The following is a 26,079-nucleotide window of genomic DNA, read 5'->3' on the forward strand; positions in this document are numbered from 1 at the left end:
GTGGTTCAGTCGTTCAACCGTTCAGTCGGGCCCGCTGCATGGCAAAGGTTGCCGTTGCAGCCGGCGATCGTTCGCGACGGCCGGGCCGCGTTGGCGGCCGGCGGCCTGCATGGGCGCACACACCGCGCCCGTTCTTCCATCCTTCCCGTGACGAAGCAACGCAGCCGGGCATCCGTCGATGCGGTCGACGCGACGCCGGCCGGTTTTCGTCAATCCTGCGCCGCGGCTTCCGCGGCGATCAACGCGAGCCCCGACAGGATCAGCGCGTCGTGCCGCGTATGCGGCAGCGTCAGCGCGCGCGCGACGTCGTCCGCCGCACCGCCTGCCAGCACCAGCCGCACGGGCGCCTGCCACGCATCGGCGAGATCGCGCCATGCGCGCTCGATCAGCCCGGCCTGCGCGTACAGACAGCCCGCCGACAGCGAGCGCGGCGTATCGACCTGGAACGGCTCGGCCTGCGCGCCGGCGAGCAGCCCGCTCGCGATGTCGGTGGTCAGCGTCGGCAACTGCGCGGTGTGCGTGCCGAGCGCGCGCATCATCAGCGCCCAGCCCGGCGCGATCAGCCCGCCGGTGAAGCGCCCGTCCGCGCGCAGCGCTTCGAGCGTCGTCGCCGTGCCGAACGTCGCGATCAGCAGATGCTCGCCCGGAAACGCCGCACGTGCGCCGATCAAGCCGGCCCAGCGATCGCTGCCGAGCTGGTCGGGCGTCGTGTAGCCGTTCGTCACGCCGCATTGCGCGGGCCGCGAGCGGATCGTCGTGCGCGGCAGGCCCGGCCAGCAGGCGTCGAGCAGCGCGTCGAGCCGTGCGGCCACGTCGGCGCCCGCGACGTTCGAGATCCATGCGCCATGGGGACGCGGCAGGGCCGACCAGTCGGGATCGGCGCCGCCGTCGCGCGTATGGCCGAACGCGCCCGTGTCGACGAGCGTGCGCCGCGCATCGGCGAGCGCCCACTTGATCCGGCTGTTGCCGGCGTCGATCAGCAGATGCGGCTCGTTCATTGCGCTTCGCGCAGCGATACGTCGCCGGCCGCGATCGCCTGCACGCCGTCGGGCGTGTCGAGCAGCAGCTGGCCGGTCGCGTCGATGCCCGTCGCGATGCCGCGCGCGCGTTCGACGCCCTGTTCGAGCAGCACGACTTCGCGCCCGGCGTATGCGTGCAGCGCGTGCCAGCGCGGCAGGAACGGCGCGAGCCCGCCGGTGCCGAACTGCGCGAGTGCGGGCGTGAGCGCATTCAGTGCGGCGGCGAGCGTATCGGTGAGGTTGGCCGATGCGCACGCGGCCGACAGCGCGGCCGGCGGCAGCCCGCTCGCGAGCGTCGCTTCGCGCGCGCGCAGCGCTTCGACCTGCGCGGCGACGGCTTCCGCGCCGCGCACGTTGATGCCGAAGCCGATCACGACGGCGGTCGCGTCGGCGGTGCTCCACACAGTTTCGATCAGGATGCCGGCGAGCTTGCCGACGATGTGCGACGTACCGTCGTCGGTGGCCGTCAGCAGCAGGTCGTTCGGCCATTTGAGGGCGACACGCGAGCGGGCGTCGAGCGGCAGCGCGGCGAGCCCTTCCGCGAGCGCGACGCCGATCGCGATGCTGAGGCCGGCGAGCGCGTCGACGGGGCGCGGCACGATGCAGCCGACCGAGCACAGCAGCGCGTTGCCGGGTTGCGCGAACCACGGGCGGCCTTGCCGGCCGCGGCCGGCCGTCTGCTCGAACGCGACGCGTACGAGCGGCGCGGGCAGCGCGCTCGCGGTGCGCGGCAGCGCCTTCAGGCGCGTCGCGACGTCGGCGTTGGTCGAGCCGGTGGCGGCGACGATGTCGAGCGGCCACGCGCGCGGCGCGGCATCCAGGTGCGCCTCGAGCCGGTTGCGCGCGATGCGCGCGTCACCGGTATCGGGCGTGTCGGAGGAGGTGGGGGCGTTCATGGCGCATATTGTAGCGACAGGGTGTAGAGATCGCGCTCCGAAAAGGCGGGGCGCGTGCCTGAGCATCAAAATTGAGAAATCGTTGAGAAACGTGGGGCGGGATGGCCCACGTTTCTAGAATACGAGGGCCTGATCATCCTGTGGCCCGGGTTCCTGCTGGCTCGTGAAAGCGTGCCGCCGGTGCTGTTTTCCGTCGCTCACTCGGTGCGGGCGATGATTCGGCAAGCTCGTCGCAGCCGCTTCGAGCAGGCGTCGTCCCGGCGGCCGGCGTTCACGATTCGTCGTCGACGTGGACAGCACGTTGCGATCGACGCGGCCGCTTCATTCAAAGAAAACACCAGGTTGAAATGCCAAGAAAAAAAATTGTGGCGGCGCTCGTTTGCACGACGCTGTTTACTGCCGCTTACGCAAAATCGCCGTGCGACGGCGACCGAAAAGCCGGTCTCGAGGATACGGTCGCATGCTACCGACAGATGGTCGAGAGCCAGCCGCTGCAATACACGCTGACGAGCGTCGAGAACCTGCCCGGCATCGAGCGGCGCACGTACCGGTTCACGTCGCAGTCGTGGTCGCCGGAACAGCTGGTGCAGCCAAGCACGTGGGAGCACGAGGCGACGCTGTACATCCCGGAACGCGCGTTGACGCGCCGTGCGCTCGTGATCGCCAACAACGGCACGCGTTATCCGCAGGGCGGTGGCGCCCCGATCGCACCGAACGACTTCAGTCCCGAAACGCTCGCGTCGCTCGCGAAGAACACCCGCACGGTGATCATGTCCGTCAGCGACATACCGAGCCAGTTCCTGACGTATACGGACGACGGCAAGCCGCGCGCCGAAGACGACAGCGTCGCACACAGCTGGTCGCTGTTCATGCAGGCGCCGCAGCGGCGGGCGACCATGCCGTTGCACGTGCCGATGGCGGCCGCGGTGTGGCGCGCGATGACGTTGGCCGAGCGCGAACTCGGCGCGTTGCAGATCGACCGGTTCATCGTGTCGGGTATTTCGAAGCGGGCATGGATCAGCTGGCTGGCCGTGATCGGCGATTCGCGCATCGATGCGATCGCACCGTTCGCGATCGACCTGCTGTCGACGCGCGACGCGCTAAAGAACATGTATCGCAGCTATGGCGGCAACTGGCCGCTCGCGTTCTATCCGTACTATGCGGAGGGCATCGACAAGGCGATCGACACGGAGGCGTTCGGCGCGCTGATGCAGATCGAAGACCCGCTCGCGTATCACGGCACCCGCCACGGCAAGCGGCTGAAGATTCCGAAATACGTCGTCAATGCGAGCGGCGACGATTTTTTCGTCCCTGACAATGCGAGCCTGTATTTCGACCGGCTACCGGGCGACAAGGCGCTGCGGATGGTGCCCAACTCGTCGCATGTCGATATCCGGCGCGCGACGCTCGATTCGCTGACCGCGTTCGTCAATCGCATCCAGCGCGGCGCGGCGTTGCCGGAACTCGATGCGAAGCTCCAGCAGACCGGGCATGGCACCACGATCAAGCTGAAACTGCGCGAACAGCCGAGGCGTCTGCTGCTGTGGCAGGCGGAGAACCCGAACGCGCGGGATTTTCGCTACGCGTGCGGGATTCGCTACACGTCGACGCCCGTCGGTTCCGCCGATGCGCCGCCGCTGCGCATTCCGGTCGAGAAGCCGGCGTCGGGCTGGCGCGCGTACTTCGTGGAAGCGACGTTCGACGACGGGTTTGTCGCGACGAGCCCGACCTACATCCTCGGCGACGGCTATCCGACGGTCGCGCCGCCGGCCGGCGGCAGCGCGTGCCAGACCTTGCCGGGCCGCGGTTTCACGCCGTGACGCCCCGCTTCCGGTCCGACGCGTCGTCGCGCCGTGCGTCACGGCGCGACGACCGGATGCTTCAACGCATGCGCGGTCTCGATCCACTGCGCGTGGAACTCATCCGCATCGGGCTTGAGCCCAAGCTCGCCGTTGCGATACGCCATCGCGAGCGTCTGCACGGCTTCCGGCAGCTCGTGTTCCGCCGCACGCCGATACAGCGCAAGCGCGCGCGCTTCGTCGCGCGGCACGCCGCTGCCGTCGCGGTACGCGTTTGCGAGCATGAAATCCGCGGCCGGGATGTCCGCGCGCGACGCGAACTCGAACCAGTGCGCGGCCTGCACGGGGTCGGCCGCGGTGCCGTACCCGCTGCGATAAATCAGCCCGAGGTAGTACGCGGCGGCCGGATCGCCCTGGCTGGCCGCTTCGCCGAGCAACGCACGGGCGCGCGCGTAGTCCTTCGGGATGTCGCCGCTGCCGAGCAGCAGCGCCTTGCCGAGTGCGAGCTGCGCGCGTCGCGCGGCGGGCGAGTCGGTCTTGCCGTCCGCGGCGGCGGTTTCCAGCCAGCCGCGCCCCTCGTCACGCAGCCCCGGCTCGCGCGCATCGACGAGCGCGATGCCGAGCGCCGCCTGCGCATCGCCCGAACCACGCCGTGCGAGGGTGCGCAACTGCGCGAGCGCATGCGGCTCGACGGCCTGCGCGACCATCGCCTGCCATTCGTCGAGCTGCGCGGCGCTCGGCGCGGGGCCAGCGGCCCGCCAGCCGGTCGTCGCGACGACGGCCGCGACGGTCACGGCCGCCGCCGCGAGCAACGCGGCCGGCGGGAGTTTCGCGCGCAGCAGGCGCCGCGCGGCGGCGGTGAAGCCGGCCTCGGCCGGCCGCATCGTCCGGATCGGTTGCATCGCAGGTCTCATGGTCATTGCGTGAGGTCGATCTCGTAGATGGCGAGGTTCTTGCCCGAGCCGTCGTCGGCCGCGACCTGCGTGAGGCCGCTCAGGCCGGCTGCCGCCGCGTCGCCGAGCCGATTCGGCGCCGACGTGAACCGCACGTGCGCGACCGAGCTCGCGAGCTTCGTGAAGCGCCAGCTGCGCTGCGCGCCGTCCGCCGCGCGCGTGATCGCGCCGCGCTTCTTGATGAACGAGATCAGCACGTCGCGGTTCGCGTCGGGCGACGCGAAGATCGTCTTGCTGCCGTCGAGGCCCGGGAAGTTGCCGCCGCCGCTCGCGCGGTAGTTGTTGGTCGCGACGATGAACTGCGCGTTCGGGTCGATCGGCGCGCCCTGGTACGTCAGATTCCTGATCCGGCTGCCGACCGGCTGCGTGACGTCGATCTCGTACGCGAGATCGGCGGACGTGAACATGTCGAAGTTGTAGCCGGGGAAGCTGCTGACGAGCGGCTGCACGGTCGCCTTGGTCGGGTCGATCGTGTTGAAGCGCTTCGCGGCCGTCTCGAGCCAGTTCTTCACGTCGCTGCCGCTCACCTTCACCGCGTACACGGTGTTCGGATACAGGTACAGGTCGGCCGCGTTGTTGATCGCGAGCGCGCCCGGCGCGACGTCGGTGTAGTCGCTGCCGCCGCCGAAGCCGCTCTTGAACGGCGCGCTGACCGACAGCACCGGCAGCGACGCGTATTGCGGCAGGTTCGCCTGCACGTAGGTCCGCACGTAGTCGGCCTGCGCCTCGTTGACGATCTGGATCGCGCCCGGATCGCCGACGTCCGCGAAGTACGAGTTCATCCGGTAGTCGGTCGAGCCGATCGGCGTCTTCACGTAGTCGATCGTTGCCTGGTGCTCGGCGGCGATCGCGGTGGAGACGGACGGGTCGGCGGCGACGTAGCTCTTGTCCGCGTTCTGGATCGGCCGCGCCTCGACGGTCGTCAGCGACTTGTCGACGCTCCACGCGTGGCCGTCGAACTTCAGGCCGAGCTTGATCACACCAAGATGCTTGCCCCAGAAGTTGGCCATCACGGTCGGCACGCCGTTGACGGTGCCCTTCGCCTTGTCGACGCCCGGCAGGTTGAACTGCGGCACGGTGCTGTTCGCGTCCGGGAACACCTGGTGCGAGTGGCCGATCAGCATCGCGTCGATGCCGGGCACCTTCGACAGCCACCAGCTGCCGTTTTCCATCGTCGGCGAATAGGCCGAGTTGTCGAGGCCGCCGTGCGAGATCGCGACGACGAGATCGGCGCCCTTCGCGCGCATCTCCGGAATGTACTTCTCCGCCGCTTCCTTTAGACCGGTCGTATAGACCTTGCCGTCGAGCCAGCGCTTGTCCCAGTTCATGATCGCGGGCGGCGTGAAGCCGATGATGCCGACCTTCACCGGCGCGCTGACCGTCTTGCCGTCGGGCGTGACGGCCGTCACCGTGCGGGTCAGGATCGTGTACGGCGTGAACAGCGGCGCGTTGGTCTTCGCGCTGATCACGTTCGAGAGCACCTGCGGGAAGTTCGGGCCCGCGCACTTCTTCTGCTGCGCGGGGGCCGGCAGCCCGTCGACGTCGAACGTGTTGCCGGTCACCTGCGACAGGTACGGCAGCCCGTAGTTGAACTCGTGGTTGCCGATCCCGCCGCCGTCGAACTTCGCGGCGTTCATCACCTTGTAGATCGCGAGCGTCTGGTCGCAGCCGATCGGCTTGACGAGCGCCTGGTAGTCCGACAGCGCGGTGCCCTGGATCGTGTCGCCGTTGTCGAGCAGCAGCGTGTTCGGGTACTGCGCGCGCGCCTGCGCGATCAGCGTCGACACGCGCTCGAAGCCGAGCGAGTTGTCGGCGGCGAGCTTGAAATAGTCATATGACAGCACGTTGGTGTGCAGGTCGGTCGTTTCGAGCAGCGCGAGCGTGGCGGTCGTGCCGGCCGGCGCCTGGGCCTGCGACGGCGGAGCGGTGACGTCGTCGCCGCCGCAGCCGGCGAGGGCGAAGGCGAGGCTGGCGAGCGTGGCGGCGAAGCCCGCGCGGCGGCGGGAAAGCGGGGGGAGACGCATCGGTTGTCCTGTTCGGTGTTCTGTTCTATGAGTCGCGACGATGACGCGCGAAGTGCGCAACGAAATGGCGGCGCGGGCGCCGACGGCCTGATGTGCGCGCGTGAGAGTATCGAAAGGAAACATGACGGAAGAATGAAAGGCGCGCGCGGGGCAAGCCGATCCGTGCCGCGCACGTGCAGGCAGGCGCCGCGGGCCGGCGCGCCGGCGGGGCGCCGCGACGGCAATCCTCACGTCGCTGCGACGGGCGGTTCGCTACAATGGCCGCTGTCATCCTTTTGCAAACAATCCGCCCTTGGACTTCGAGACTCCTCCCGGCCTGTCGGTCGACGCCGGCGGCCAGGGCCAGACGGTGCGCCTGTACGGCCAATGGACCGCGCTCGCGCTCGCGCGCAACCGTGGCGCGGTCGCGCGCCGCGTCGCGGGCATCGCGTCCGGGCGCGTGAGCGAATGGGATCTGTCCGGCATCGAACGGCTCGACCACGTCGGCGGCCAGGCGCTGTGGCGCGTGTGGGGCCGCAAGCTGCCGGACGGCGTCGCGCTGAGCCCCACGCAGCGCACGATCTTCGAGCGCATCGAGCGGCTCGACAGCCAGCGCGAGGCGCCCGAGCGCGTCGTGCACTTCGGCCCGATCACGCGCCTGGGCTTCATGCTGTTCGCGTTCGCCGAGCACCTGCAGGGCGGCATCGCGATGTTCGGCCTCGTGATCCTCGACGCGCTGTCGGTGCTGCGCCGTCCGAAGACGATGCCGTGGAAGGAAACCTCGGCGAACATCTACAGCGCCGGCGCGCAGGCGCTGCCGATCACCGCGCTGGTCGCGTTCCTGATCGGCATCGTGCTCAGCTACCTGTCCGCGCAGCAGCTGCAAACGTTCGGCGCGAACCGCTACATCGTGAACATCCTCGGGCTGTCGGTGATCCGCGAGCTCGGCCCGGTGCTGTCGGCGATCCTCGTCGCGGGCCGCTCGGGTTCGGCGATCACCGCGCAGATCGGCGTGATGCGCGTGACCGAGGAGCTCGACGCGATGCGCGTGATGGGCATCCCGCACGGGCTGCGGCTGATCCTGCCGCGCGTGCTCGCGCTCGGCGTCGCGATGCCGCTGCTCGTGATGTGGACCAACATCATCGCGCTGACCGGCGGCGCGCTCGCCGCGAAATTCGTGCTCGGCATCGACATCAACTATTTCGTGCGCTCGCTGCCGGGCGTCGTGCCGATCGCGAACCTGTACATCGGCGTCGGCAAGGGCGTCGTGTTCGGCATGCTGATCGCGCTGGTCGCATGCCATTTCGGTTTCCGGATCAAGGCGAACTCGCAAAGCCTCGGTGAAGGCACGACCACGTCGGTCGTCTCGTCGATCACGGTCGTGATCCTCGCCGACGCGGTGTTCGCGATCATGTTCCAGAACGTGGGGCTCGGATGAATGCGTCGAACGACCCGGCGGCCGGTGCCGCCAGCGCCCATACGGCGGCAGCCGGAACACCGCCGGCCGCCGCGCCCGGTGACGACTTCGTGATCGAGGTGCGCAACCTGACGAAGCGCTACGGGCGCAACATCATTCACCAGAAGCTCGATTTCGACGTGCGGCGCGGCGAGATCGTGGCGATCGTCGGTGGCTCGGGGTCGGGCAAGACGACGCTCGTGCGGCAGATCCTCGGCCTCGAGCGGCCGACGTCCGGCACGATCAAGGTGTTCGGCGAGGACACCTCGAAGATCGACGACGCGAGCGCACGGATGATGCGCACGCGCTCGGGGATGCTGTTCCAACAGGGCGCGCTGTTCTCGTCGATGACGGTGTTCGACAACGTCGCGCAGCCGCTGCGCGAGCTCGGCCGCGTGCCGCCCGATCTGCTGCACGACATCGTGATGCTGAAGCTCGAGATGGTCGGGCTGCCGTGCAAGCACGCGTCGAAGATGCCGGCCGCGCTGTCGGGCGGGATGGTGAAGCGGGTCGGCATCGCGCGCGCGATCGCGCTGGAGCCCGAACTGCTGTTCCTCGACGAGCCGACCGCCGGCCTCGACCCGCAGGCATCCGACGAATTCGTCGAGCTGATCGCGACGCTGCACCGCACGCTCGGGCTGACGGTCGTGATGGTGACGCACGACCTCGACACGATGGTCGCGCTGTCGACGCGCGTCGCGGTGCTGGCCGACCGCAAGGTGCTGGTGGCCGCGCCGGTCGAGGAGGCCGCGAACGTCGACCATCCGTTCATCCACGAATATTTTCTGGGGCTGCGCGGGCGCCGCGCACTGCAGGCGCTGCCGCCCGAGCGGCGCGCGAAGCTGCCGAAGGCCGCCCTCGAACCGGCGCTCTCGAGCGTCGAGCTGTAACGGCAAGGACAAGGAATCTCCTGATGGAAAACAAATCACATGCGTTCTGGGCCGGCCTGTTCACGATCGCGCTGACGCTGGCGATCGCGGGCACCGTGTTCTGGTTCAACGTCGACCGCACCGTGCGCGTGCCGTACGACCTGCTCGCGCGCACCAACGTGACGGGCCTGTTCCCCGATGCGGCCGTGCGCTTTCGCGGGCTCGACGTCGGCAAGGTGCAGTCGATCGGCTTCGACCGCACCCATCCGGGCCAGATCCGGATCCGGATTCTCGTCGACCGCGACGCGCCGATCACGCAGTCGACCTACGGCAGCCTCGGCTTCCAGGGCGTGACGGGCATCGCGTTCGTGCAGCTCGAGGACACGGGCCGCGACCTGGCGCCGCTGCCGTCGTCACCGAAGTCGATCGCGCAGATTCCGATGCGGCCGAGCCTGTTCGACCAGATCCAGGAGCGCGGCGACGTGCTGTTGCGGCAGCTCGAGCAGGCGGCGGAAAGCGCGAACGCGCTGATGTCGCCGGAGATGCGCGAGCAGCTGCGCGCGACGGCCGAAAGCCTGCAGCACGCGGCGGACGGCGCGGCGACGCTGTCGAAGCAGCTCGCGCCGGCGGTGGCCGCGCTGCCGCAGACGATGCACCAGGTCGATCGCGCGATGGCATCCGCGAACACGCTGCTGCAGCCGAACGGGCCGCTCGTGTCGAACCTGAACAAGGCCGGCTCGGCCGCGGAGCAGGTCGGCGTCGCGCTGAACGACCTGAACGCGCGGGTCCAGTACGACACGCTGCCGCGTTTCAACACGCTGGCGGACAGCGTTGGCGATGCGTCGCGGCAATTGAAGGACGTCGCCGGTGAACTCGGCCGCAACCCGAGCAGTCTGTTGTTCGGTTCGCCCGGCGCCGCGCCCGGGCCCGGCGAAGCAGGTTTCGTCTGGCCGGGCAAGGGTGCGGCGGCCGGCAAATGACGCGCGGCGCCAGCCCATCGACCGCCCGGCCCGGCGCGACGCCGGGCACTGACGCCATCGAAACCGGAAACATCATGCAGGAACATGCCATGCCACGAATTCTTGATCGCGCGCTGCGTCCGGCCGCGACCACCCTCGCGATGCTGATGCTCGCGTTCGCCGCCGGCTGCGCCGGCAATGGCGCGGCGCTGTCGAACGTCCGCTACGACCTCGGGCCGGCCGCGTCGGTCGTGACGGCCGGTACGGGCCCCGCGCTGAAGGTGCTCGACGTCGCCGCGCCCGACGCGCTCGACACCGACAAGTTCGTCTACCGCCTGACCTATGCGGATGCGCAGCGCACGGCCGTCTATCGCGACAGCCGCTGGACCGCACCGCCCGCGCAACTGCTCACGCAGCGGCTGCGCGGCGCGCTGTCGTCGCGCGGCGCGGTGCTCGAAGGCTCCGACGGCGTGCGCGCGCCGACGCTGAAGGTCGACCTGAACGAATTCGAGCAAGTGTTCGACGGGGAGTCGCAGAGTCACGGCGCGGTCACCGCGCGTGCGACGCTGATGCAGGACGGCAAGGTGCTCGGCCAGCGCACGTTCGTCGCGCGCGCGCCGTCGAGCACGCCCGATGCGGCCGGCGGCGCGCGTGCGCTCGCGGCCGCGAGCGACGAGCTCGTGTCGCAGATCGCCACCTGGGTCGGCGTGCAGGCGTACGCGGGCAACCCGTGACGCGCAGCGTGCAGCCGCGATGAGCGCGCCGGTCACGCCGCGCGCGTCGTCGCTCGCGCGACAGGCGTTCGCCGCGTACGCGGCGCTCATCGTCTATGCGTCGCTGTATCCGTTCGACGGCTGGCTGTCGCTCGGCATCGGGCCGTTCGACTACCTGTTCGCGCCGATGCAGCGTTATGTGACCGCGTTCGACGTGGTGACCAACGTGCTCGGCTATTTGCCGTTCGGCGCACTCGGCGTGCTCGCGCTGCATCCGCGCTGGCGCGGCGTGGCCGCGACGCTGATCGTGGGTGGCCTCGGCGTGCTGCTGTCGGGGGCGATGGAGGCGCTGCAGACCTACCTGCCGATGCGCGTCGCGTCGAATCTCGACCTCGCGGCCAACGCGCTCGGCGCGCTGTTCGGCGCCGCGCTCGCGGCCCCGGCCACCGGCGCGCTGCTCGACCGCGGCGCGCTGCGCCGGTTGCGCTTCGCATGGTTCGAGAACGACGGCGCGACGCCGCTGCTGCTCGCCGCGCTGTGGCCATTCGCGATCCTGTTTCCGTCGCCGTTCCTGTTCGGCATCGGCGACTGGCCGGCCGCGTTGTGGGAGCGCGCCGACGGCTCGATGCAGGACGCGCTGCTCGCGTGGCTGCCGGCCGCGTGGCGCGTGAGCGAGTGGCCCGAGCGTGTCGACGGCTGGCTGTCCGACTCCGCGTGGGAAGCCGTGCTCGGCGGGTTGATGCTGTTCGCCGCGTTGGCGATCGCATCGCTCGCGATGCGCGCGGGCGCGCCGCGCGTGCGACTCCTGATCGCGTTCGTCGCGGCGTCGCTCGCGCTGAAGGCGGGCGCCACCTTCATGCAGTCGAGCACCGGCCTCGTCGTCGTGTGGGCGACGCCGGGCGCGCGGCTCGGCATCGAGCTCGGCTTCGCGGCGGCGCTGGTCGCGTTGCGCGTGCCGGCCACGTGGCGCGCGCTGCTCGCGGCGGCCGCGCTGCTGGCCGGCGTGGCGCTCGTCAACCTGCTGCCCGTCAACCCGTTCTTCGACTTCACGCTGTCGGGCTGGCGGCAGGGCCGCTACGTGCACTTCAACAGCATCGCGCGCTGGCTCGCGTGGATCTGGCCCTACGCGGCGCTGATCTGGCTCGGCCAGCGGGTCGAGCACGCGTGGCTGCCGGGCGCGCTGCGGCGCTGATGCGCTGAGTCGGCACGCGGGGCAGGGCGGCCACGGCCCGGTCGCCGGCAGCGGCGCGCGCCGCTCGTTATAATCGTCCGCACATCCGTTGCCGCGCGCGACGGCAATCGCCCCTCTTTCCGCCCGGCATCGCGCCGGGCCGCTCGTCACCATCATGGATTCCTACTACCAGCACCACGTCTTTTTCTGCCTGAATCAGCGCGACCCGGGCGCCGAGCGTCCGAGCTGCGCGCAATGCAATGCGCAGGCCATGCAGGAATACGCGAAAAAGCGCGTGAAGGAACTCGGCCTCGCGGGGCCGGGCAAGGTCCGCATCAACAAGGCCGGCTGCCTCGACCGCTGCGAGGAAGGGCCCGTGATGGTCGTGTATCCGGAAGGCACGTGGTACACGTACGTCGACCAGGCCGACATCGACGAGATCGTCGAATCGCACCTGCGCGACGGCAAGGTCGTCGACCGCCTGAAGATCTGAGCGGGCCGGCCGAATGAACGTTCATACGCAGAAGTCGTTGATCGCCGGCCCGGCCGGGCAGATCGAAATCGCGGTCGACCTGCCGGACGCCGTGCGCGACGGCAGCGCCGCGCCGCGCGGGATCGCGCTCGTCGCGCATCCGCATCCGCTGTTCGGCGGCACGATGGACAACAAGGTCGCGCAAACGCTCGCGCGCACGCTGGTCCAGCTCAACTACGTGGTGTACCGGTCCAACTTCCGCGGCGTCGGCGCGACCAAAGGCGTGCACGACAACGGCATCGGCGAGGCCGACGACCTGCTCGCGGTGCTCGCGCACATGCGCGCGCAGCCGGCGCAGGCGGAGCTGCCGCTCGTGCTCGCGGGCTTCTCGTTCGGCACCTTCGTGCTGTCGCATGTCGCGAAGCGGCTGCGCGACGCGGGCGAGACGATCGAGCGGATCGTGTTCGTCGGCACGGCCGCGAGCCGCTGGCAGGTCGCCGACGTGCCCGAGAACACGCTCGTGATCCACGGCGAAACCGACGACACGGTGCCGATCGGATCGGTCTACGACTGGGCGCGGCCGCAGGAGCTGCCGGTCGTCGTGATCCCCGGCGCCGAGCATTTCTTCCATCGCAAGCTGCACGTGCTGAAGCGCATCATCGTCGACGCATGGCGTTGATACGTTGAAGCATCGATGCGTGTAGCGCGGCGCGCATCGGCGTTGCCGCGCCACCACGATGCCGCCGCTCGCGCGGCATCGCGTCGCACCGTGTCGCATCTCGTCGCACCGTGTCGAACCCGGTCGCACATGCCTGCCGCCGCCGCGCGGCGCCCCCTTCCCGCACCGCGCCCGCGCACGCGTTTCGCGCGGCTTCGAGCGCGATTGTCCGCAGCGAAGCCGCGCGATCCTCCCGAATCCCGCGTGCGGCCACCTGCACGGTTCGCGAAAACGTCGTTCGCGGCCACGTATAATGGCCGCATTTCGCGTCGCCCGCGGCCCGGCCGGGCCCATGCGGCGCTCGTTTCGCCGCCTGTCAGCCCGCTCGCGACGGCCGCGAACCGAACGCGTCCGCACGAGTCCAACCGGCGCGTTTCGCGCCGTCCGACGCAGTCGGACGAATGCCCGGAACGCCCGCCGCCTTGCCGTTCAACCCTGCGCGTTTCGCGCCGCACTTTCTGCCACCAGCCTGAATCGATCATGCGTCTGTCTCCCCAAGGCCTCAAGTCCCTCGCTTCTTCCATCGCCTTCGGCACCGCCGCGCGCAACGTCGCGCTGGGCGTGATGCTGCCCGTCGCGCTCGCATCGACGATCGTCGTCGCCGAGGCGAAGCCGGCCGCCAAGGCCAAGGCCGCGCACGCGGCGCCGGCCGCCGAGCAGTTCACCGGCGCGCCCGCGACCTTCATGCCGGGCGCGGTGCCGCCGCCGGGCGTGAATGCGCGCTCGTGGGTGCTCGTCGATGCGACGAGCAACACGGTGCTCGCATCGGGCAACGCCGACGAACGCGTCGAGCCCGCATCGCTCACGAAGCTGATGACGGCCTACCTGGTGTTCGAGGCGCTCGACAAGAAGAAGATCTCGATGGAGCAGATCATCACGCCGAGTGAGGCAGTGCGCCGCGTCGGCCTCGACGAGTCGCGCATGTTCATCGAGGCGAACAAGCCGGTGTCGGTGCACGACCTCGTGTACGGGATGATCATCCAGTCGGGCAACGACGCCGCGATCGCGCTGGCCGAACTGGTCGGCGGCAGCGAAGGGCAGTTCGTCACGCTGATGAACGCCGAGGCGCAGCGTCTCGGCATGAAGGGCACGCACTTCGCCGACGTGAACGGCATGCCCGATCCGAACCACTACACGACGGCCGGCGACCTCGCGAAGCTGTCCGCGCACCTGATCCGCGATTTTCCGCAGTACTACGGCATCTTCTCGGAGAAGGAATTCAAGTACAACAACATCCGCCAGGGCAACCGCAACCGGCTGCTGTGGCTGGATCCGACGGTCGACGGCCTGAAGACGGGCCACACGCAAGCGGCCGGCTACTGCCTGATCGCATCGGCCAAGCGCGCGATCCCGGGTGTCGACGGCCAGCGCCGTCTCGTGTCGGTGATGATGGGCGAGCCGAAGGAAGGCGAGCGCACGCAGGACAGCATGAAGATGCTGAACTACGGCTATAGCGCGTTCGACGCGGTGCGCCTGTTCAAGGGTGGCCAGGCGATGTCGACGCCGCGCGTCTACAAGGGCAAGGAGAACACCGTGCAGGTCGGCGTGAAGAGCGACCAGTGGGTGACCGTGCCGCGCGGCCTGGGCGACAAGGTGAAGCCGGAAGTCGACGTCAACGCGCCGCTGATCGCGCCGCTCGCGGAAGGCCAGCAGGTCGGTACCGTGAAGCTCGTCGCCGACGGCAAGACGCTGTCGGAGTTCCCGGTCGTCGCGCTGCAGCCGGTGCCGGAAGCGGGTATCTTCGGGCGTATCTGGGACTCGATCCTGCTGATGTTCAGCAAGAAGAAGTAAGCGCGACGGGCCTTTGTTTTCACGACTTCATCCCCATCTGGTATAGCTATGAGCCAAGCCGAATTCGAACCGATCGTCTACCTCAGCGTGTCGTCGCAGGAGGAACTGGTGCCGCTGTCGCAAGCCCGTGTGCCGGTGCTCGACCGCGGGTTCATCTTCGGCGATGGCGTGTATGAAGTTGTCCCCGTTTATGCGCACGACGGCGCGCACGTGCCGTTCCGGATCGACCAGCATCTGGACCGGCTCGCGCGCAGCCTGAAGAAGATCGGCATCGACAACCCGCACGACGCGGCCGGCTGGCGCGCGCTGATCGAGCGCCTGGTCGCCGCGAACGCGGAAGGCCTCGGCGACGGCAACGCGCTCGTCTACCTGCAGGTGACGCGCGGCGTCGCGAAGCGCGGCCACGCGTTCCCGGCCGATGCGGTGCCGACGGTGTTCGCGATGACGAGCCCGCTGCGCCTGCCGTCGGACGAGGAGCGCGCGCGTGGCGTGCGCTGCGTGACGGCCGAGGATCGCCGCTGGCTGCATTGCGACATCAAGTCGATTTCGTTGCTCGGCAACGTGCTGATGGCGCAGCATGCGGCCGAACGCGATGCGTTCGAGACGATCCAGCTGCGTGACGACAAGGTGACCGAAGGGTCGTCGTCGAACGTGTGGATCGTGAAGAACGGCGAGTTGATGGCGCCGCCGCGCAGCAACAAGATCCTCGAGGGGATCCGCTACGCGCTCGTCGAGGAGCTGGCCAATCAATGCGGGATTCCGTTCGTCGCGCGCGAACTCAGCGAGGTCGAGCTGCGCTCGGCGGACGAGATCATGATCACGTCGGCCACGAAGGAAATCCTGCCTGTCACGTCGCTCGACGAGCTGCCCGTGCAGGGCGGCAAGCCGGGCCCCGTGTTCGCGGCGTTGTACGACGCGTACCAGCGTGCGAAAGCGCGCGAGTTTGAACAGTTTGACCTAACCCGGAGGAAATGATGAGCGAACCGACCAAAACCATCGAGGTCACCGGCGCGATCGATACCCGGAAGGAGTCGCTGCTGGAGTTTCCGTGCGATTTCCCGATCAAGATCATGGGCAAGGCGCACCCGGAATTCAAGGACACGATCTTCAAGGTCGTGGCCGTTCACGACAACGAGATCGACGTCGAGAAGATCGAGGAGCGTGTGTCGAGCGGCGGTAACTACACCGGCCTCACGATCACCGTTCGGGCGACGAGCCAGGAACAGCTCGACAACATCTACCGCGCACTGACCGGCCATCCGATGGTCAAGGTCGTACTGTAGGCCCGCTATTAGCGGGAACAGGCCCTAGCCCTTCCATCCGCCTTCCTGCGCGCACTCGGCGGGGGTCTTCCCCGCCGCGCGCCGCGCATCCAGCTCGTCGCACAGCAGCTTGAATTGCGCGACTTCCTCGAGCATCCACGCCCTGAATGCCTGCACGCGCGGCGCGTTCAGCAGCGGCGGCGGACACACGAAAAAATAGTGCCACGGGCTCGCCCCGTCGATGTCGAACAGGCGCACGAGGCGCCCGTCGAGCAGGTCGTGCACCGCCAGCGAGCGCCGCACCAGCGCGATGCCCTGGCCTTCGATCGCGGCCAGCAGCAGGTTCGACGAGTCCTGGTACAGAATCCCGCGTTTCGGCTCGGTCAGCGTGTCGAGCCCCGCCGCGTCGAACCACGGCCGCCACAGCTCGTCGTCCGAGCGCAGCAGGTTGTAGTGCACGAGATCGGCGGGCGTCTGCGGCAGCTTGCCGCCGTTCAACGTCGGCGCGCACGCCGGAAAGAACACTTCGTCGAACAGCGGCTCGACGTGCAGCCCCGGATAGTTGCCGAAGCCGAAGCGGATCGCGAGGTCGACGTCGTCGCGCGCGAAATCGGTCAGATTGTTGGTCGACTGCAGTTCGACGTCGATTTCCGGATGCCGCTCGATGAACGTGCCGATGCGCGGCGTGACGAAGCGCGCGGCGAACGACGACAGCATCGACACCACCAGCCGCCGGTCGCGGTCGCTTGCCCGCACCTCGCGCGTCGCGTCGGCCAGCATCATCAGCGCGGTGCGCACCTGCTGCGCGTAGCGCATGCCGGCGCCGGTCAGGCACAGCCGCTTGCCGTTGCGCGCGAACAATTGCACGCCCAGCTCCTCCTCGAGCGCGCGCACCTGATGGCTGACCGCGCCGTGCGTGACGAAGAGTTCGTCGGCGGCGCGCGAGAAATTCTCGTGACGTGCGGCGGCTTCGAACGCCCGAATGGCGTTCAGCGCAGGGAGCTGGCGGAGGTCCATTTGCTAATTTTCCTCACATCGACGTGAAAATTGGTCGTTTGGTCGGGCGCCTTTAAGTGACTACGATTGTAGCCATCGAAGCACTTATTGGCGGAGTCGATCATGCAAGAAATTTCTTCAAGCATCACATTCGAAATCCCGGCGGGCGAAACCGTGCCGATGAAGGTGCAACGCAGCACGCGTCTGACCGTGCAATGCGGGCCGGTCTGGGCGACGCGCAGCAACGACGTCGAAGACTACTTCCTGGTCGACGGCGAGACGCTCCGGCTGCGCCGCGGCGAGCGGCTGTGGCTCAGCGCGGAAAGCGGGCAGGGCGCCCATGTGGCGTTCTCGGTGTCGCGGCCGGCCGCGGAAGTCGCGCGCGGCGTGCTGGCCCGGGTGCGCAACCGCGTGAATGCGCTGGTGCACGACGGCTGGCGCACCGTCTGACGGACCTTTCCTCCGACGGATCCCCGCGATCCGTCCCTTTCCCCGGCCGGCGAGACCCATGGGTTTTCGGTAAACTACCGCCCATGTCCGTCTCGCCGGTTCCCATCGTGTCCACGCCCGTCGCCGTTTCCGAATCGCCCGCCGGGTCTCCGGTTCAGCCCGCCGTGCCGGTCACCGTGCGCTGGCGGGGCAGCGAGGCGTACGAGACGAGCTTCGACGCGATGCGCGCGTTCACCGACACGCGCACGGCCGACACCGGCGACGAAATCTGGGTCGTCGAGCATCCGCCCGTCTATACGCTCGGCCAGGCCGGCGACCCGGCCCACCTGCTGGTGGCCGACAGCGGCGTGCCGCTCGTCAAGGTCGACCGCGGCGGACAAATCACCTACCACGGCCCCGGCCAGATCGTCGTCTACCTGCTGCTCGACCTGCGCCGGCGCAAGCTGATGGTGCGCACGCTCGTGACGAAGATCGAGGAGGCCGTGATCGAAACCCTCGCGGCGTATAATCTCGCTTCGGTCCGCAAGGCGGGCGCGCCGGGCATCTACGTGGCATCCGGCGTGCACGAAGGCGCGAAGATCGCGGCCCTTGGGCTGAAGATCCGCAACGGCTGCAGCTATCACGGGCTGAGCCTGAACGTGAAGATGGATCTGCGCCCGTTCCTTGCGATCAACCCGTGCGGCTATGCGGGACTGGAAACCGTCGACATGGCGAGCCTCGAGGTTGCCGCCGACTGGAACGACGTCGCCCACACGCTGGTGGGGCGTCTGATTGCCAACCTCGATGGCGAATCCGCGGCCGCCGACAAGCCGCAGGCACTGGAACATTCGAATGACTGACGTTACCGCTTCCCCCGCACCGGCCGATTCGGCCGCGACCGCAGCCTACGATCCGACCGCCAAGCAGAAGGCGCAGGCGAAGACGGCGCGCATTCCGATCAAGGTCATTCCGATCGAGAAGCTGAAGAAGCCGGAGTGGATCCGCGTGAAGGCGGCCACCGGCAGTTCGCGATTCAACGAGATCAAGACGATCCTGCGCGAGCACAACCTGCATACGGTGTGCGAGGAAGCGAGCTGCCCGAACATCGGCGAATGCTTCGGCAAGGGCACCGCGACGTTCATGATCATGGGTGACAAGTGCACGCGCCGCTGCCCGTTCTGCGACGTCGGCCACGGCCGCCCCGATCCGCTCGACGCGGACGAACCGAAGAACCTCGCCCGCACGATCGCCGCGCTGAAGCTCAAGTACGTGGTGATCACGAGCGTCGACCGCGACGACCTGCGCGACGGCGGCGCGGCCCACTTCGTCGAGTGCATCCGCGAAGTGCGCGAGCAGTCGCCGGAAACGCGCATCGAGATCCTGACGCCGGACTTCCGCGGTCGTCTCGACCGCGCGATCTCGATCCTGAACGCGGCGCCGCCCGACGTGATGAACCACAACCTCGAAACGGTGCCGCGCCTGTACAAGGAAGCGCGCCCGGGTTCGGACTACGCGCACTCGCTGAAGCTCCTGAAGGACTTCAAGGCGCTGCATCCGGACGTCGCGACGAAGTCGGGCCTGATGGTGGGCCTCGGCGAGACGGAAGAGGAAATCCTGCAGGTGATGCGCGACCTGCGCGCGCACGACGTCGACATGCTGACGATCGGCCAGTATCTGCAGCCGTCGGAGCACCACCTGCCGGTGCGCGCGTACGTGCATCCGGATACGTTCAAGATGTACGAGGAAGAGGCGTACAAGATGGGCTTCACGCACGCGGCGGTTGGCGCGATGGTGCGTTCGAGCTATCACGCCGATCTGCAGGCGCATGGAGCCGGGGTGGTCTGAGCGCCGCATCCGCCTCTCTGCAGCAGTCACGCAGTCGAACAAAAGCCCGCAGCGATGCGGGCTTTTTCGTTGGCGCGGCTGCTGCTCTGCTCGCGCATGCGCACGACAATCGTCATCTGACCGGATGCGCGATCCGGTTCAGCGAAAGGCATTGCGGTGGAAGCGGGAAGGGTTGCCAGTCTAATACCGCATGCGCGGGCCGCACCGCTTCCGCAGTCTCAATCCCCCATCGCGACTCCTTCGCGCCGCGGATCCGCGCCGCCGAACCATACCGTCTGCCCCTGCACGTTCAGCCGCTGGATCCCCTGCAGTCCCGAGTTCATCTCGACGACCTGCACGTCGTGCCCGCGTCCCTTCAGCCCGTCGGCGAGCGCGTCGGACACGCGGCCGCGCTCGAGCTGCGTCGGCCCGTTCGTCGACCCGAGGTTCGGCAGCGCGATCGCCTGCTGCATCGTCATTCCCCAGTCGAGCACGCCGATCAGCGTTTTCGCGACGTGGTTGATGATCGCGGGGCCGCCGGCCGAGCCGACGATCATCGTCACCTGCTTCGTCTTCTGGTCGAACACGAGCTCCGGCGACATCGCCGAGCGCGGCCGCTTGCCGGGTTGCACGCGGTTCGCGACCGGCCGGCCGTTCTCGCTCGACACGAACGAGAAATCGGTGAGCTGGTTGTTCAGCATGAAGCCGCGCACCATCAGCCGCGAACCGAACGCGTCCTCGACGCTGGACGTCATCGACAGCGCCTGACCGTAGCGGTCGACGATCGCGATGTCGGAAGTCGACGGCAATTCGGGGCTGCGGTCGTCGGCCAGCGCGAGCGCCGCGCCCTGCGGCGTGCCGGCCTGCGCGACGCCCATGCTGTTGTCGCCGATCAGGCGCGCACGCTGCGCGAGATAGGTCTTGTCGGTGAGGCTCGCCCAGCTGCCGCCCGGCAGCGGCGCGAAATCGGGATCGGCGACGTAGCGCGCGCGGTCCGCGAACGCGAGGCGGCCGGCCTCGCTGAACAGATGCGCGGCGAACGGCGTCGGCTCGTAGCCGACCTCGTTGCGCACCGGCTTCTGCGCGCCGATCTGCTGCCAGTCGGGCATCGCCTCCAGGATGCCGAGCATCTGCGCGATCGCGAGGCCGCCCGACGACGGCGGCGGCATCCCGCACACCACCGAGCGCCGGTAGTCGGTACACAGCGGCGCACGTACCTTCGCCTTGTAGCGCACGAGATCCTGCAGCGACAGCAGACCCGGATTGGTCGGGTGCTTGCGCACCTTCGCGACGATGTCGCGCGCGATCGCGCCGGTGTAGAACGCGTTCGCGCCGCGGTCGGCGACCTGGCGCAGCACGGTCGCGAGCGCGGGGTTCTTCAGCACGGTGCCGGCCGCCTTCGGCGTGCCGTCGTCGTTGTAGAAGTACGCGCGCGCGGCCGGGTCGTTCATCAGGTACTTGTCGTTCGCGATCAGCATCGCCAGCCGCGGGCTGATCGTGAAGCCGTGCTCGGCAAGCCGGATCGCGGGCTGGAACAGCCGGCGCCACGGCAGCTTGCCGTGCGCGCGATGCGCGGCGTCGAGCATCCGCAGCACGCCCGGCGTGCCGACCGAGCGCCCGCCGACGACACCTTCGTAGAAGCGCATCGGCTGGCCGGTCGGCCCGTAGAACAGGCGGTCGGTGGCGGCGGCCGGCGCGGTCTCGCGGCCGTCGTACGCCTGCGTCGCGTGGCCGTCGAAGTACAGCATGAACGCGCCGCCGCCGATGCCCGACGATTGCGGCTCGACGAGCGCGAGCACCATCTGCGTCGCGATCGCCGCGTCGATCGCGGTGCCGCCGGCCTTCAGCATGTCGTAGCCGGCCTGCGTCGCGAGCGGGTTCGCGGCCGCGATCATCGCGTGCTGCGAGGTCCAGCCCGGCTTGTCGGTCCAGCCCGACGACAGTTCGGGCGCGTGAACGCCGGGCAGCGGCACCGCGGCGCCCGATGCGGCGGCGACCGGGACGACGGCGCCCGACGGCGCGGACGGCGACGTGCAGCCGGCACCGAAGGCGACGAGTGCGAATGCGACTGCGGCGGCGAGCGTCCAGGGACGCGAATGCGGACGAATCCGATCGAACATTGAACCCTCGGCAACGGTGAATTCGAAGGCGGCGGCGTGTGCGCGGCACGCGCCCCGCACGGGCGGCGCGCTATTGTCGCCGTGCGGGCGGCGGATTGTCATCCGACAGGAAACCCTGACGCATCGCGCCCGGCCCGCCCCGGCCGGTCTTTCCGGCCTGTTCGAGGATGAACTCTATGAACGTTGCGGTCGCACGCGTGTGGTGCCGGTTGGGCATGTACAGCATGTACATGTGCGTGCCGAAGATGCTGAGCCGGTACGCGTCGAGCGACGTGACGACCGTGCCGCGCCGCATGTCGTCCTGCACCACGTAGTCGGGCACGATGCCGACGCCGATCCCGGCGAGGATCGCCTGGCGCAGGAACAGGAAGTTCTCCGAAATCAGCGTCGGCTCGAGCAGCACCTCGTGGCGCTCGTCGCCGAGATACGCGGCGATCCGCAACTGCCGCCCCATCACGGTCGCGGTGACGACCGGCGCGGCGGCCAGCGCGCCGAGGCTCGCCGGCATCCCGTGCGCGGCCGCGAACGCGGCCGACGCGCACGCGACGTAGCGCACCGCCCCCATGTCGCGCGCGACGAGGTTCTGCGGCGGCTCCGGCATCACGCGCACCGCGATGTCGATCTCGTCGCGCATCAGGTCTTCCACGCGATTCTCGAACACCACGTCGAGCACGATGCCCGGATGCAGCCGCTTGAACGCGAGCAGCCAGTCGGACATCACCATCTGCCCGTAGCCGCTCGGCACCGACAGCCGCACGCGGCCCTGCAGGTCCTGGCCGAGCGTCGTCACCGACTCCTGCGCGGCGAGCAGTTCGTTGCGGATGCGCCGGCCGTGCTCGTACAGCTTCAGCCCGATCTCGGTCGGCTCGATGCGGCGCGTCGTGCGGCGCACGAGCTGCTGGCCGATCGAGCGTTCGAGCTGGTTCAGCCGGTAGCTGACGTTCGCGCGGCTCACCTTGAGCCGCTGCGCGGCCTTGCTCAGATTGCCCGCGTCGAGGATCTCGACGAGCAGCGTCAGCGCGTTCAGGTCCATGTCCGGTGTCTCCTGATCCGTCCCGTTTAACAGTTCGAAAGCATTCAATGTCAAGTCAGACTTGACAGCTTGTAAAGGCGTGCGGGAATTGTCAATGAATCTCGATCAATCGAGAATCGAGTCATCCCCGGCAACCACGCCGAATCGTTTCCCGCCGCGCGGGAGCGCGGAACCGGCGCCGCCGGCCCGTCCCGCGGCTGCCGCCCGGCGTACCGCACTGGAGACACGATGAATTCAACCGCTTCCCCCGAACCCTCCCGCGCCGGCACCGTCACGCGCGAACGCCGCGACAAGGTGCTCGTCGTCACGATCGACCATCCGCCCGTCAATGCGTTGTCCGCCGACGTGCGGCGCGGTCTTTCCGAAGCGCTCGACGCCGCGCAGACCGACGACGCGATCCGCGCGGTGCTGATCGTCGGCGCCGGCCGCAACTTCATCGCGGGCGCCGACATCCGCGAATTCGGCAAGCCGCCGGTGCCGCCGTCGCTGCCCGACGTATGCGAGCGAATCGAGTCGAGCGCGAAGCCGGTCGTGGTCGCGCTCCACGGCGCGACGCTCGGCGGTGGCCTCGAGGTCGCGCTCGCCGCGCATTACCGGCTCGCGGTGCCCGGCGCGAAGCTGGGGCTGCCCGAAGTCACGCTCGGCCTGCTGCCGGGCGCCGGTGGCACGCAGCGCGCGCCGCGCCTGATCGGCGCGAAGGCCGCGCTCGGCCTGATGCTGACGGGGCGTCACGCGAGCGCCGACGAAGCGCTCGCGCTCGGCCTCGTCGACCGCCTCGCGCACAGCGACGACACGCTCGCCGAAGGCCTGGCCTATGCGCAGGAACTCGTGTCGCTCGGCGCGCCGGCACGGCGCACGCGCGAGGCGCGGGGGCTCGCCGATCGCGCGAGCGCGCAGGCCGCGATCGACGCGGCGCGCGCCGACCTGCCGAAGAAGTCGCGCGGCCTGTTCTCGCCGGCGAAGATCGTCGACGCGGTCGAGGCCGCGCTCACGCAGTCGTTCGACGCGGGGATGAAGCTCGAGCGCAGCCTGTTCCTGCAGTGCATCGACAGCCCGCAGCGCGCGGGCCTCGTGCACGCGTTCTTCGCGGAGCGCGAGGCGGCGAAGGCGCCCGAGGCGCGCCGCGCGAGCGCGCGTCCGGTCGAGCGGATCGGCGTGGTCGGCGGCGGCACGATGGGCGCGGGGATCGCGGTCGCGGCGCTCGATGCCGGGCTGCCCGTGACGATGATCGAGCGCGACGAAGCGTCGCTCGCACGCGGGCGCGCGCACGTCGAGAAGGTCTACGACGGTCTCGTCGCGAAGGGCCGGATGACGCCGGCCGCGCATGCGGCGCGGCTCGCGCGCTTCAAGGGCAGCACGTCGTACGACGCGCTCGCGCAGGCCGACGTCGTGATCGAGGCCGTGTTCGAGGACATGGCCGTGAAGAAGGCGGTGTTCGCCGAACTCGCGCGCGTGTGCAAGCCGGGCGCGGTGCTCGCCACCAACACGTCGTATCTCGACATCGACGAGCTGGCGGCCGGCATCGACCGGCCGGCCGACGTGATCGGCCTGCATTTCTTCTCGCCGGCCAACGTGATGAAGCTGCTCGAGATCGTCGTGCCGGAGCGCGTGAGCGCGGAGGTCGTCGCGACGGCGTTCGCGCTCGCGAAGCAGCTGAAGAAGACGCCGGTGCGCGCGGGCGTATGCGACGGCTTCATCGGCAACCGGATCCTCGCGGTCTACCGCACCGCGGCCGACTACCTGATGGAGGACGGCGCGTCGCCGTATCAGATCGATCGCGCGGTGCGCGACTTCGGCTTCCCGATGGGACCGTTCCAGGTCGTCGACCTCGCGGGCGGCGACATCGGCTGGGCGACCCGCAAGCGCCGCGCGGCGACGCGCGACCCGCGTGCGCGCTACGTGGAAATTTCCGACCGGCTGTGCGAGCGCGGCTGGTTCGGGCAGAAGACCGCGCGCGGCTATTACGTGTATCCGGACGGCGCGCGCGTCGGCACGCCGGACCCGGAAGTCGAGGCCATCGTCGCCGACGAGCGCGCGAAGAAGGGCATCACGCCGCGCGCGTTCAGCGACGACGAGATCCTGCGCCGCTACCTCGCCGCGATGATCAACGAAGGCGCGAACGTCGTACACGAGAAGATCGCGCTGCGCCCGCTCGACGTCGACGCGGTGTTCCTGCACGGCTACGGCTTCCCGCGCTATCGCGGCGGCCCGATGCACTACGCGGACACGGTCGGCCTCGCGAACGTGCTCGCCGACATTCGCGCGTTCGCGAACGAGGATCCGCTGTTCTGGAAGCCTTCGCCGCTGATCGTCGAGCTGGTCGAGCGCGGCGCGGATTTCGCGAGCCTGAACCACATCGACTGAACGCCCACCGCCTTCGCAACGGACTTACGATGGACCTCAATTTCACTCCCGAAGAGGAAGCGTTCCGCGCCGACGTGCAGCGCTTCCTCGCCGCCGAACTGCCGGCGCGCACCGCGCGCAAGGTGAAGGGCGGCCTGCATCTGACGCGCGACGACATGCGCGAATGGCACGCGATCCTGAACGCCCGCGGCTGGCTCGCGAGCCACTGGCCGCGCGAGTACGGCGGCCCCGGCTGGAGCGTCGCGCAGAAGTTCCTGTTCGACAACGAATGCGCGCTCGCGGGCGCGCCGCGCATCGTCCCGTTCGGCGTCAACATGCTCGGGCCCGTGCTGATCAAGTACGGCAGCGAAGCGCAGCAGCGCCACTGGCTGCCGCGCATTCTCGACGGCACCGACTGGTGGTGCCAGGGCTATTCGGAGCCGGGCGCCGGTTCCGATCTCGCGTCGGTGAAGACGAGCGCGGTGCGCCACGGCGATCACTACGTCGTGAACGGCCAGAAGACGTGGACCACGCTCGGGCACTACGCGAACATGATCTTCTGTCTCGTGCGCACCGCGACCGACGTGCGCAAGCAGGAGGGCATCAGCTTCCTGCTGATCGACATGAATACGCCCGGTGTCGAAGTGCGTCCGATCATCACGTTCGACGGCGAGCACGAGGTGAACGAAGTGTTCTTCACCGACGTGCGCGTGCCCGTGGAGAACCTGGTCGGCGAAGAGAACCGCGGCTGGACCTGCGCGAAATACCTGCTCACGTACGAGCGCACCAACATCGCCGGCATCGGCTTCTCGACGGCCGCCCTCGAGCGGCTGCGCGCGGTGGCCGCGAAGGTCACGAAGAACGGCCGGCCGCTCGCGGACGATCCGTTCTTCGCGGCGCGCGTCGCGCGCGTCGAGATCGAGCTCGAGAACATGCGCACGACCAACCTGCGCGTGCTGGCCGCGGTCGCGGGCGGCGGCGTGCCGGGGGCCGAGAGCTCGATGCTGAAGATCCGCGGCACGCAGATCCGCCAGGAGATCACCGCGCTGATGCGCCGCGCGATGGGGCCGTACGCGCAACCGTTCGTCGACGATGCGCTCGACGCCGACTACGACGGCGAGCCGGTCGGCCCGGAGGGGGCCGCGAGCGCCGCGCAGCAGTACTTCAACAATCGCAAGCTGTCGATCTTCGGCGGCTCGAACGAGATCCAGAAGAACATCATCGCGAAGATGATGCTCGGGCTGTAACGAGGA

General features: G+C 69.0%; 23 protein-coding genes. 16 read left to right on the forward strand and 7 right to left on the reverse strand.

What is annotated here, in order from left to right; all coding sequences use genetic code 11:
- Positions 1 to 209: 209 nt before the first annotated feature.
- A complete protein-coding gene (locus tag ABIC50_RS26085) occupies positions 210 to 998 on the reverse strand; it encodes a type III pantothenate kinase (RefSeq protein ID WP_354167879.1) in 789 nt (262 codons plus the stop codon).
- A complete protein-coding gene (locus ABIC50_RS26090; RefSeq protein ID WP_354167882.1) occupies positions 995 to 1,915 on the reverse strand; it encodes a biotin--[acetyl-CoA-carboxylase] ligase in 921 nt (306 codons plus the stop codon). The genes ABIC50_RS26085 and ABIC50_RS26090 overlap by 4 nt, the downstream gene beginning before the upstream one ends.
- Positions 1,916 to 2,262: 347 nt before the next feature.
- Here ABIC50_RS26090 and ABIC50_RS26095 point away from each other — a divergent pair, with 347 nt between their 5' ends.
- Positions 2,263 to 3,735: a PhoPQ-activated pathogenicity-related family protein gene (locus ABIC50_RS26095; RefSeq protein WP_354167885.1), complete on the forward strand. Its 1,473-nt coding sequence runs from the start codon at positions 2,263 to 2,265 to the stop codon at positions 3,733 to 3,735.
- A gap of 38 nt (positions 3,736 to 3,773) precedes the next feature.
- Here the strand turns inward: ABIC50_RS26095 and ABIC50_RS26100 are convergent, their stop codons facing one another.
- Entirely contained in the window at positions 3,774 to 4,616 is an 843-nt protein-coding gene (locus ABIC50_RS26100) for a tetratricopeptide repeat protein (RefSeq protein ID WP_354167888.1), read from the reverse strand.
- A gap of 14 nt (positions 4,617 to 4,630) precedes the next feature.
- Positions 4,631 to 6,691 (reverse strand): bifunctional 2',3'-cyclic-nucleotide 2'-phosphodiesterase/3'-nucleotidase, encoded by a 2,061-nt coding sequence (locus tag ABIC50_RS26105; RefSeq protein WP_354167890.1) that lies wholly within the window; start codon positions 6,689 to 6,691, stop codon positions 4,631 to 4,633.
- A 292-nt stretch (positions 6,692 to 6,983) separates the two neighbouring features.
- On the opposite strand from ABIC50_RS26105, the gene ABIC50_RS26110 reads away from it, so the two are divergent.
- The 10 genes from ABIC50_RS26110 to ABIC50_RS26155 all read left to right on the forward strand — a co-directional run bounded on the left by ABIC50_RS26110 (position 6,984) and on the right by ABIC50_RS26155 (position 16,102).
- Positions 6,984 to 8,108 carry an MlaE family ABC transporter permease gene (locus ABIC50_RS26110; RefSeq protein ID WP_011658040.1) on the forward strand — a complete coding sequence of 375 codons (1,125 nt, stop codon included), beginning with the start codon at positions 6,984 to 6,986 and terminating at the stop codon, positions 8,106 to 8,108.
- Positions 8,105 to 9,016, forward strand: coding sequence for an ABC transporter ATP-binding protein (locus ABIC50_RS26115; protein ID WP_011658039.1), 912 nt, complete (start codon positions 8,105 to 8,107; stop codon positions 9,014 to 9,016). Before ABIC50_RS26110 ends, ABIC50_RS26115 begins: the two co-directional genes overlap by 4 nt.
- 23 nt (positions 9,017 to 9,039) lie before the next feature.
- The gene (locus tag ABIC50_RS26120; protein WP_012364800.1) at positions 9,040 to 9,975 is read left to right on the forward strand and encodes an MlaD family protein; all 936 of its coding nucleotides are present in this window, start codon (positions 9,040 to 9,042) and stop codon (positions 9,973 to 9,975) included.
- Positions 9,976 to 10,049: 74 nt separating this feature from the next.
- Positions 10,050 to 10,688 carry an ABC-type transport auxiliary lipoprotein family protein gene (locus ABIC50_RS26125; protein WP_471686027.1) on the forward strand — a complete coding sequence of 213 codons (639 nt, stop codon included), beginning with the start codon at positions 10,050 to 10,052 and terminating at the stop codon, positions 10,686 to 10,688.
- 19 nt (positions 10,689 to 10,707) lie between these two features.
- Positions 10,708 to 11,859, forward strand: coding sequence for a VanZ family protein (locus ABIC50_RS26130; RefSeq protein ID WP_105832947.1), 1,152 nt, complete (start codon positions 10,708 to 10,710; stop codon positions 11,857 to 11,859).
- Between the two features lie 154 nt (positions 11,860 to 12,013).
- Positions 12,014 to 12,331, forward strand: coding sequence for a (2Fe-2S) ferredoxin domain-containing protein (locus ABIC50_RS26135; RefSeq protein ID WP_011658035.1), 318 nt, complete (start codon positions 12,014 to 12,016; stop codon positions 12,329 to 12,331).
- Between the two features lie 13 nt (positions 12,332 to 12,344).
- The gene (locus tag ABIC50_RS26140) at positions 12,345 to 12,989 is read left to right on the forward strand and encodes an alpha/beta hydrolase (RefSeq protein WP_354167895.1); all 645 of its coding nucleotides are present in this window, start codon (positions 12,345 to 12,347) and stop codon (positions 12,987 to 12,989) included.
- A 519-nt stretch (positions 12,990 to 13,508) separates the two neighbouring features.
- Complete coding sequence (locus tag ABIC50_RS26145) at positions 13,509 to 14,819, forward strand: D-alanyl-D-alanine carboxypeptidase family protein (RefSeq protein ID WP_105832949.1); 1,311 nt, start codon at positions 13,509 to 13,511, stop codon at positions 14,817 to 14,819.
- A gap of 48 nt (positions 14,820 to 14,867) precedes the next feature.
- Positions 14,868 to 15,794 (forward strand): D-amino acid aminotransferase, encoded by a 927-nt coding sequence (locus tag ABIC50_RS26150; protein WP_354167898.1) that lies wholly within the window; start codon positions 14,868 to 14,870, stop codon positions 15,792 to 15,794.
- Positions 15,794 to 16,102, forward strand: a complete 309-nt coding sequence (locus ABIC50_RS26155; RefSeq protein WP_006760320.1) for an HP0495 family protein — start codon at positions 15,794 to 15,796, stop codon at positions 16,100 to 16,102. Before ABIC50_RS26150 ends, ABIC50_RS26155 begins: the two co-directional genes overlap by 1 nt.
- A gap of 24 nt (positions 16,103 to 16,126) precedes the next feature.
- Here ABIC50_RS26155 and ABIC50_RS26160 read toward each other — a convergent pair whose 3' ends face one another.
- Positions 16,127 to 17,098, reverse strand: coding sequence for a transcriptional regulator GcvA (locus ABIC50_RS26160; protein ID WP_175735216.1), 972 nt, complete (start codon positions 17,096 to 17,098; stop codon positions 16,127 to 16,129).
- 102 nt (positions 17,099 to 17,200) lie between these two features.
- On the opposite strand from ABIC50_RS26160, the gene ABIC50_RS26165 reads away from it, so the two are divergent.
- From ABIC50_RS26165 to lipA, 3 genes are all read left to right on the forward strand, one after another.
- Positions 17,201 to 17,527: a DUF2917 domain-containing protein gene (locus ABIC50_RS26165; RefSeq protein WP_175656233.1), complete on the forward strand. Its 327-nt coding sequence runs from the start codon at positions 17,201 to 17,203 to the stop codon at positions 17,525 to 17,527.
- A gap of 83 nt (positions 17,528 to 17,610) precedes the next feature.
- Positions 17,611 to 18,366, forward strand: coding sequence for a lipoyl(octanoyl) transferase LipB (lipB, locus tag ABIC50_RS26170; RefSeq protein ID WP_012364793.1), 756 nt, complete (start codon positions 17,611 to 17,613; stop codon positions 18,364 to 18,366).
- Positions 18,359 to 19,351 carry a lipoyl synthase gene (gene lipA / locus ABIC50_RS26175; protein ID WP_006760316.1) on the forward strand — a complete coding sequence of 331 codons (993 nt, stop codon included), beginning with the start codon at positions 18,359 to 18,361 and terminating at the stop codon, positions 19,349 to 19,351. Before lipB ends, lipA begins: the two co-directional genes overlap by 8 nt.
- A gap of 218 nt (positions 19,352 to 19,569) precedes the next feature.
- Here lipA and ggt read toward each other — a convergent pair whose 3' ends face one another.
- A complete protein-coding gene (gene ggt, locus ABIC50_RS26180) occupies positions 19,570 to 21,450 on the reverse strand; it encodes a gamma-glutamyltransferase (RefSeq protein WP_354167901.1) in 1,881 nt (626 codons plus the stop codon).
- 70 nt (positions 21,451 to 21,520) lie between these two features.
- On the reverse strand, positions 21,521 to 22,483 hold the full coding sequence (locus ABIC50_RS26185; protein ID WP_105832956.1) for a LysR family transcriptional regulator: 963 nt from the start codon (positions 22,481 to 22,483) through the stop codon (positions 21,521 to 21,523).
- A gap of 228 nt (positions 22,484 to 22,711) precedes the next feature.
- Between ABIC50_RS26185 and ABIC50_RS26190 the strand changes: the two genes are divergently transcribed.
- Together ABIC50_RS26190 and ABIC50_RS26195 are read left to right on the forward strand one after the other, a co-directional pair.
- The gene (locus ABIC50_RS26190) at positions 22,712 to 24,847 is read left to right on the forward strand and encodes a 3-hydroxyacyl-CoA dehydrogenase NAD-binding domain-containing protein (RefSeq protein ID WP_354167904.1); all 2,136 of its coding nucleotides are present in this window, start codon (positions 22,712 to 22,714) and stop codon (positions 24,845 to 24,847) included.
- Between the two features lie 29 nt (positions 24,848 to 24,876).
- Positions 24,877 to 26,073: an acyl-CoA dehydrogenase family protein gene (locus ABIC50_RS26195; RefSeq protein WP_354167907.1), complete on the forward strand. Its 1,197-nt coding sequence runs from the start codon at positions 24,877 to 24,879 to the stop codon at positions 26,071 to 26,073.
- The last annotated feature ends 6 nt before the right edge of the window (positions 26,074 to 26,079 follow it).

This window comes from Burkholderia sp. 567 (genome assembly GCF_040545115.1).
Taxonomy (GTDB): domain Bacteria; phylum Pseudomonadota; class Gammaproteobacteria; order Burkholderiales; family Burkholderiaceae; genus Burkholderia; species Burkholderia ambifaria.

Excerpts from the sequence above, each read along its gene's own strand:
- ggt (WP_354167901.1), bottom strand. The coding sequence starts at position 21,450 with ATGTTCGATCGGATTCGTCCGCATTCGCGTCCCTGGACGCTCGCCGCC.
- ABIC50_RS26150 (WP_354167898.1), top strand. The coding sequence starts at position 14,868 with ATGAGCCAAGCCGAATTCGAACCGATCGTCTACCTCAGCGTGTCGTCG.
- ABIC50_RS26185 (WP_105832956.1), bottom strand. The coding sequence starts at position 22,483 with ATGGACCTGAACGCGCTGACGCTGCTCGTCGAGATCCTCGACGCGGGC.
- ABIC50_RS26155 (WP_006760320.1), top strand. The coding sequence starts at position 15,794 with ATGAGCGAACCGACCAAAACCATCGAGGTCACCGGCGCGATCGATACC.
- ABIC50_RS26190 (WP_354167904.1), top strand. The coding sequence starts at position 22,712 with ATGAATTCAACCGCTTCCCCCGAACCCTCCCGCGCCGGCACCGTCACG.
- ABIC50_RS26120 (WP_012364800.1), top strand. The coding sequence starts at position 9,040 with ATGGAAAACAAATCACATGCGTTCTGGGCCGGCCTGTTCACGATCGCG.
- ABIC50_RS26115 (WP_011658039.1), top strand. The coding sequence starts at position 8,105 with ATGAATGCGTCGAACGACCCGGCGGCCGGTGCCGCCAGCGCCCATACG.
- ABIC50_RS26105 (WP_354167890.1), bottom strand. The coding sequence starts at position 6,691 with ATGCGTCTCCCCCCGCTTTCCCGCCGCCGCGCGGGCTTCGCCGCCACG.
- ABIC50_RS26085 (WP_354167879.1), bottom strand. The coding sequence starts at position 998 with ATGAACGAGCCGCATCTGCTGATCGACGCCGGCAACAGCCGGATCAAG.
- ABIC50_RS26140 (WP_354167895.1), top strand. The coding sequence starts at position 12,345 with ATGAACGTTCATACGCAGAAGTCGTTGATCGCCGGCCCGGCCGGGCAG.
- ABIC50_RS26130 (WP_105832947.1), top strand. The coding sequence starts at position 10,708 with ATGAGCGCGCCGGTCACGCCGCGCGCGTCGTCGCTCGCGCGACAGGCG.
- ABIC50_RS26145 (WP_105832949.1), top strand. The coding sequence starts at position 13,509 with ATGCGTCTGTCTCCCCAAGGCCTCAAGTCCCTCGCTTCTTCCATCGCC.
- lipA (WP_006760316.1), top strand. The coding sequence starts at position 18,359 with ATGACTGACGTTACCGCTTCCCCCGCACCGGCCGATTCGGCCGCGACC.
- ABIC50_RS26195 (WP_354167907.1), top strand. The coding sequence starts at position 24,877 with ATGGACCTCAATTTCACTCCCGAAGAGGAAGCGTTCCGCGCCGACGTG.
- ABIC50_RS26165 (WP_175656233.1), top strand. The coding sequence starts at position 17,201 with ATGCAAGAAATTTCTTCAAGCATCACATTCGAAATCCCGGCGGGCGAA.
- ABIC50_RS26135 (WP_011658035.1), top strand. The coding sequence starts at position 12,014 with ATGGATTCCTACTACCAGCACCACGTCTTTTTCTGCCTGAATCAGCGC.
- ABIC50_RS26095 (WP_354167885.1), top strand. The coding sequence starts at position 2,263 with ATGCCAAGAAAAAAAATTGTGGCGGCGCTCGTTTGCACGACGCTGTTT.
- ABIC50_RS26100 (WP_354167888.1), bottom strand. The coding sequence starts at position 4,616 with ATGCAACCGATCCGGACGATGCGGCCGGCCGAGGCCGGCTTCACCGCC.
- ABIC50_RS26125 (WP_471686027.1), top strand. The coding sequence starts at position 10,050 with ATGCAGGAACATGCCATGCCACGAATTCTTGATCGCGCGCTGCGTCCG.
- ABIC50_RS26160 (WP_175735216.1), bottom strand. The coding sequence starts at position 17,098 with ATGGACCTCCGCCAGCTCCCTGCGCTGAACGCCATTCGGGCGTTCGAA.
- ABIC50_RS26090 (WP_354167882.1), bottom strand. The coding sequence starts at position 1,915 with ATGAACGCCCCCACCTCCTCCGACACGCCCGATACCGGTGACGCGCGC.
- lipB (WP_012364793.1), top strand. The coding sequence starts at position 17,611 with ATGTCCGTCTCGCCGGTTCCCATCGTGTCCACGCCCGTCGCCGTTTCC.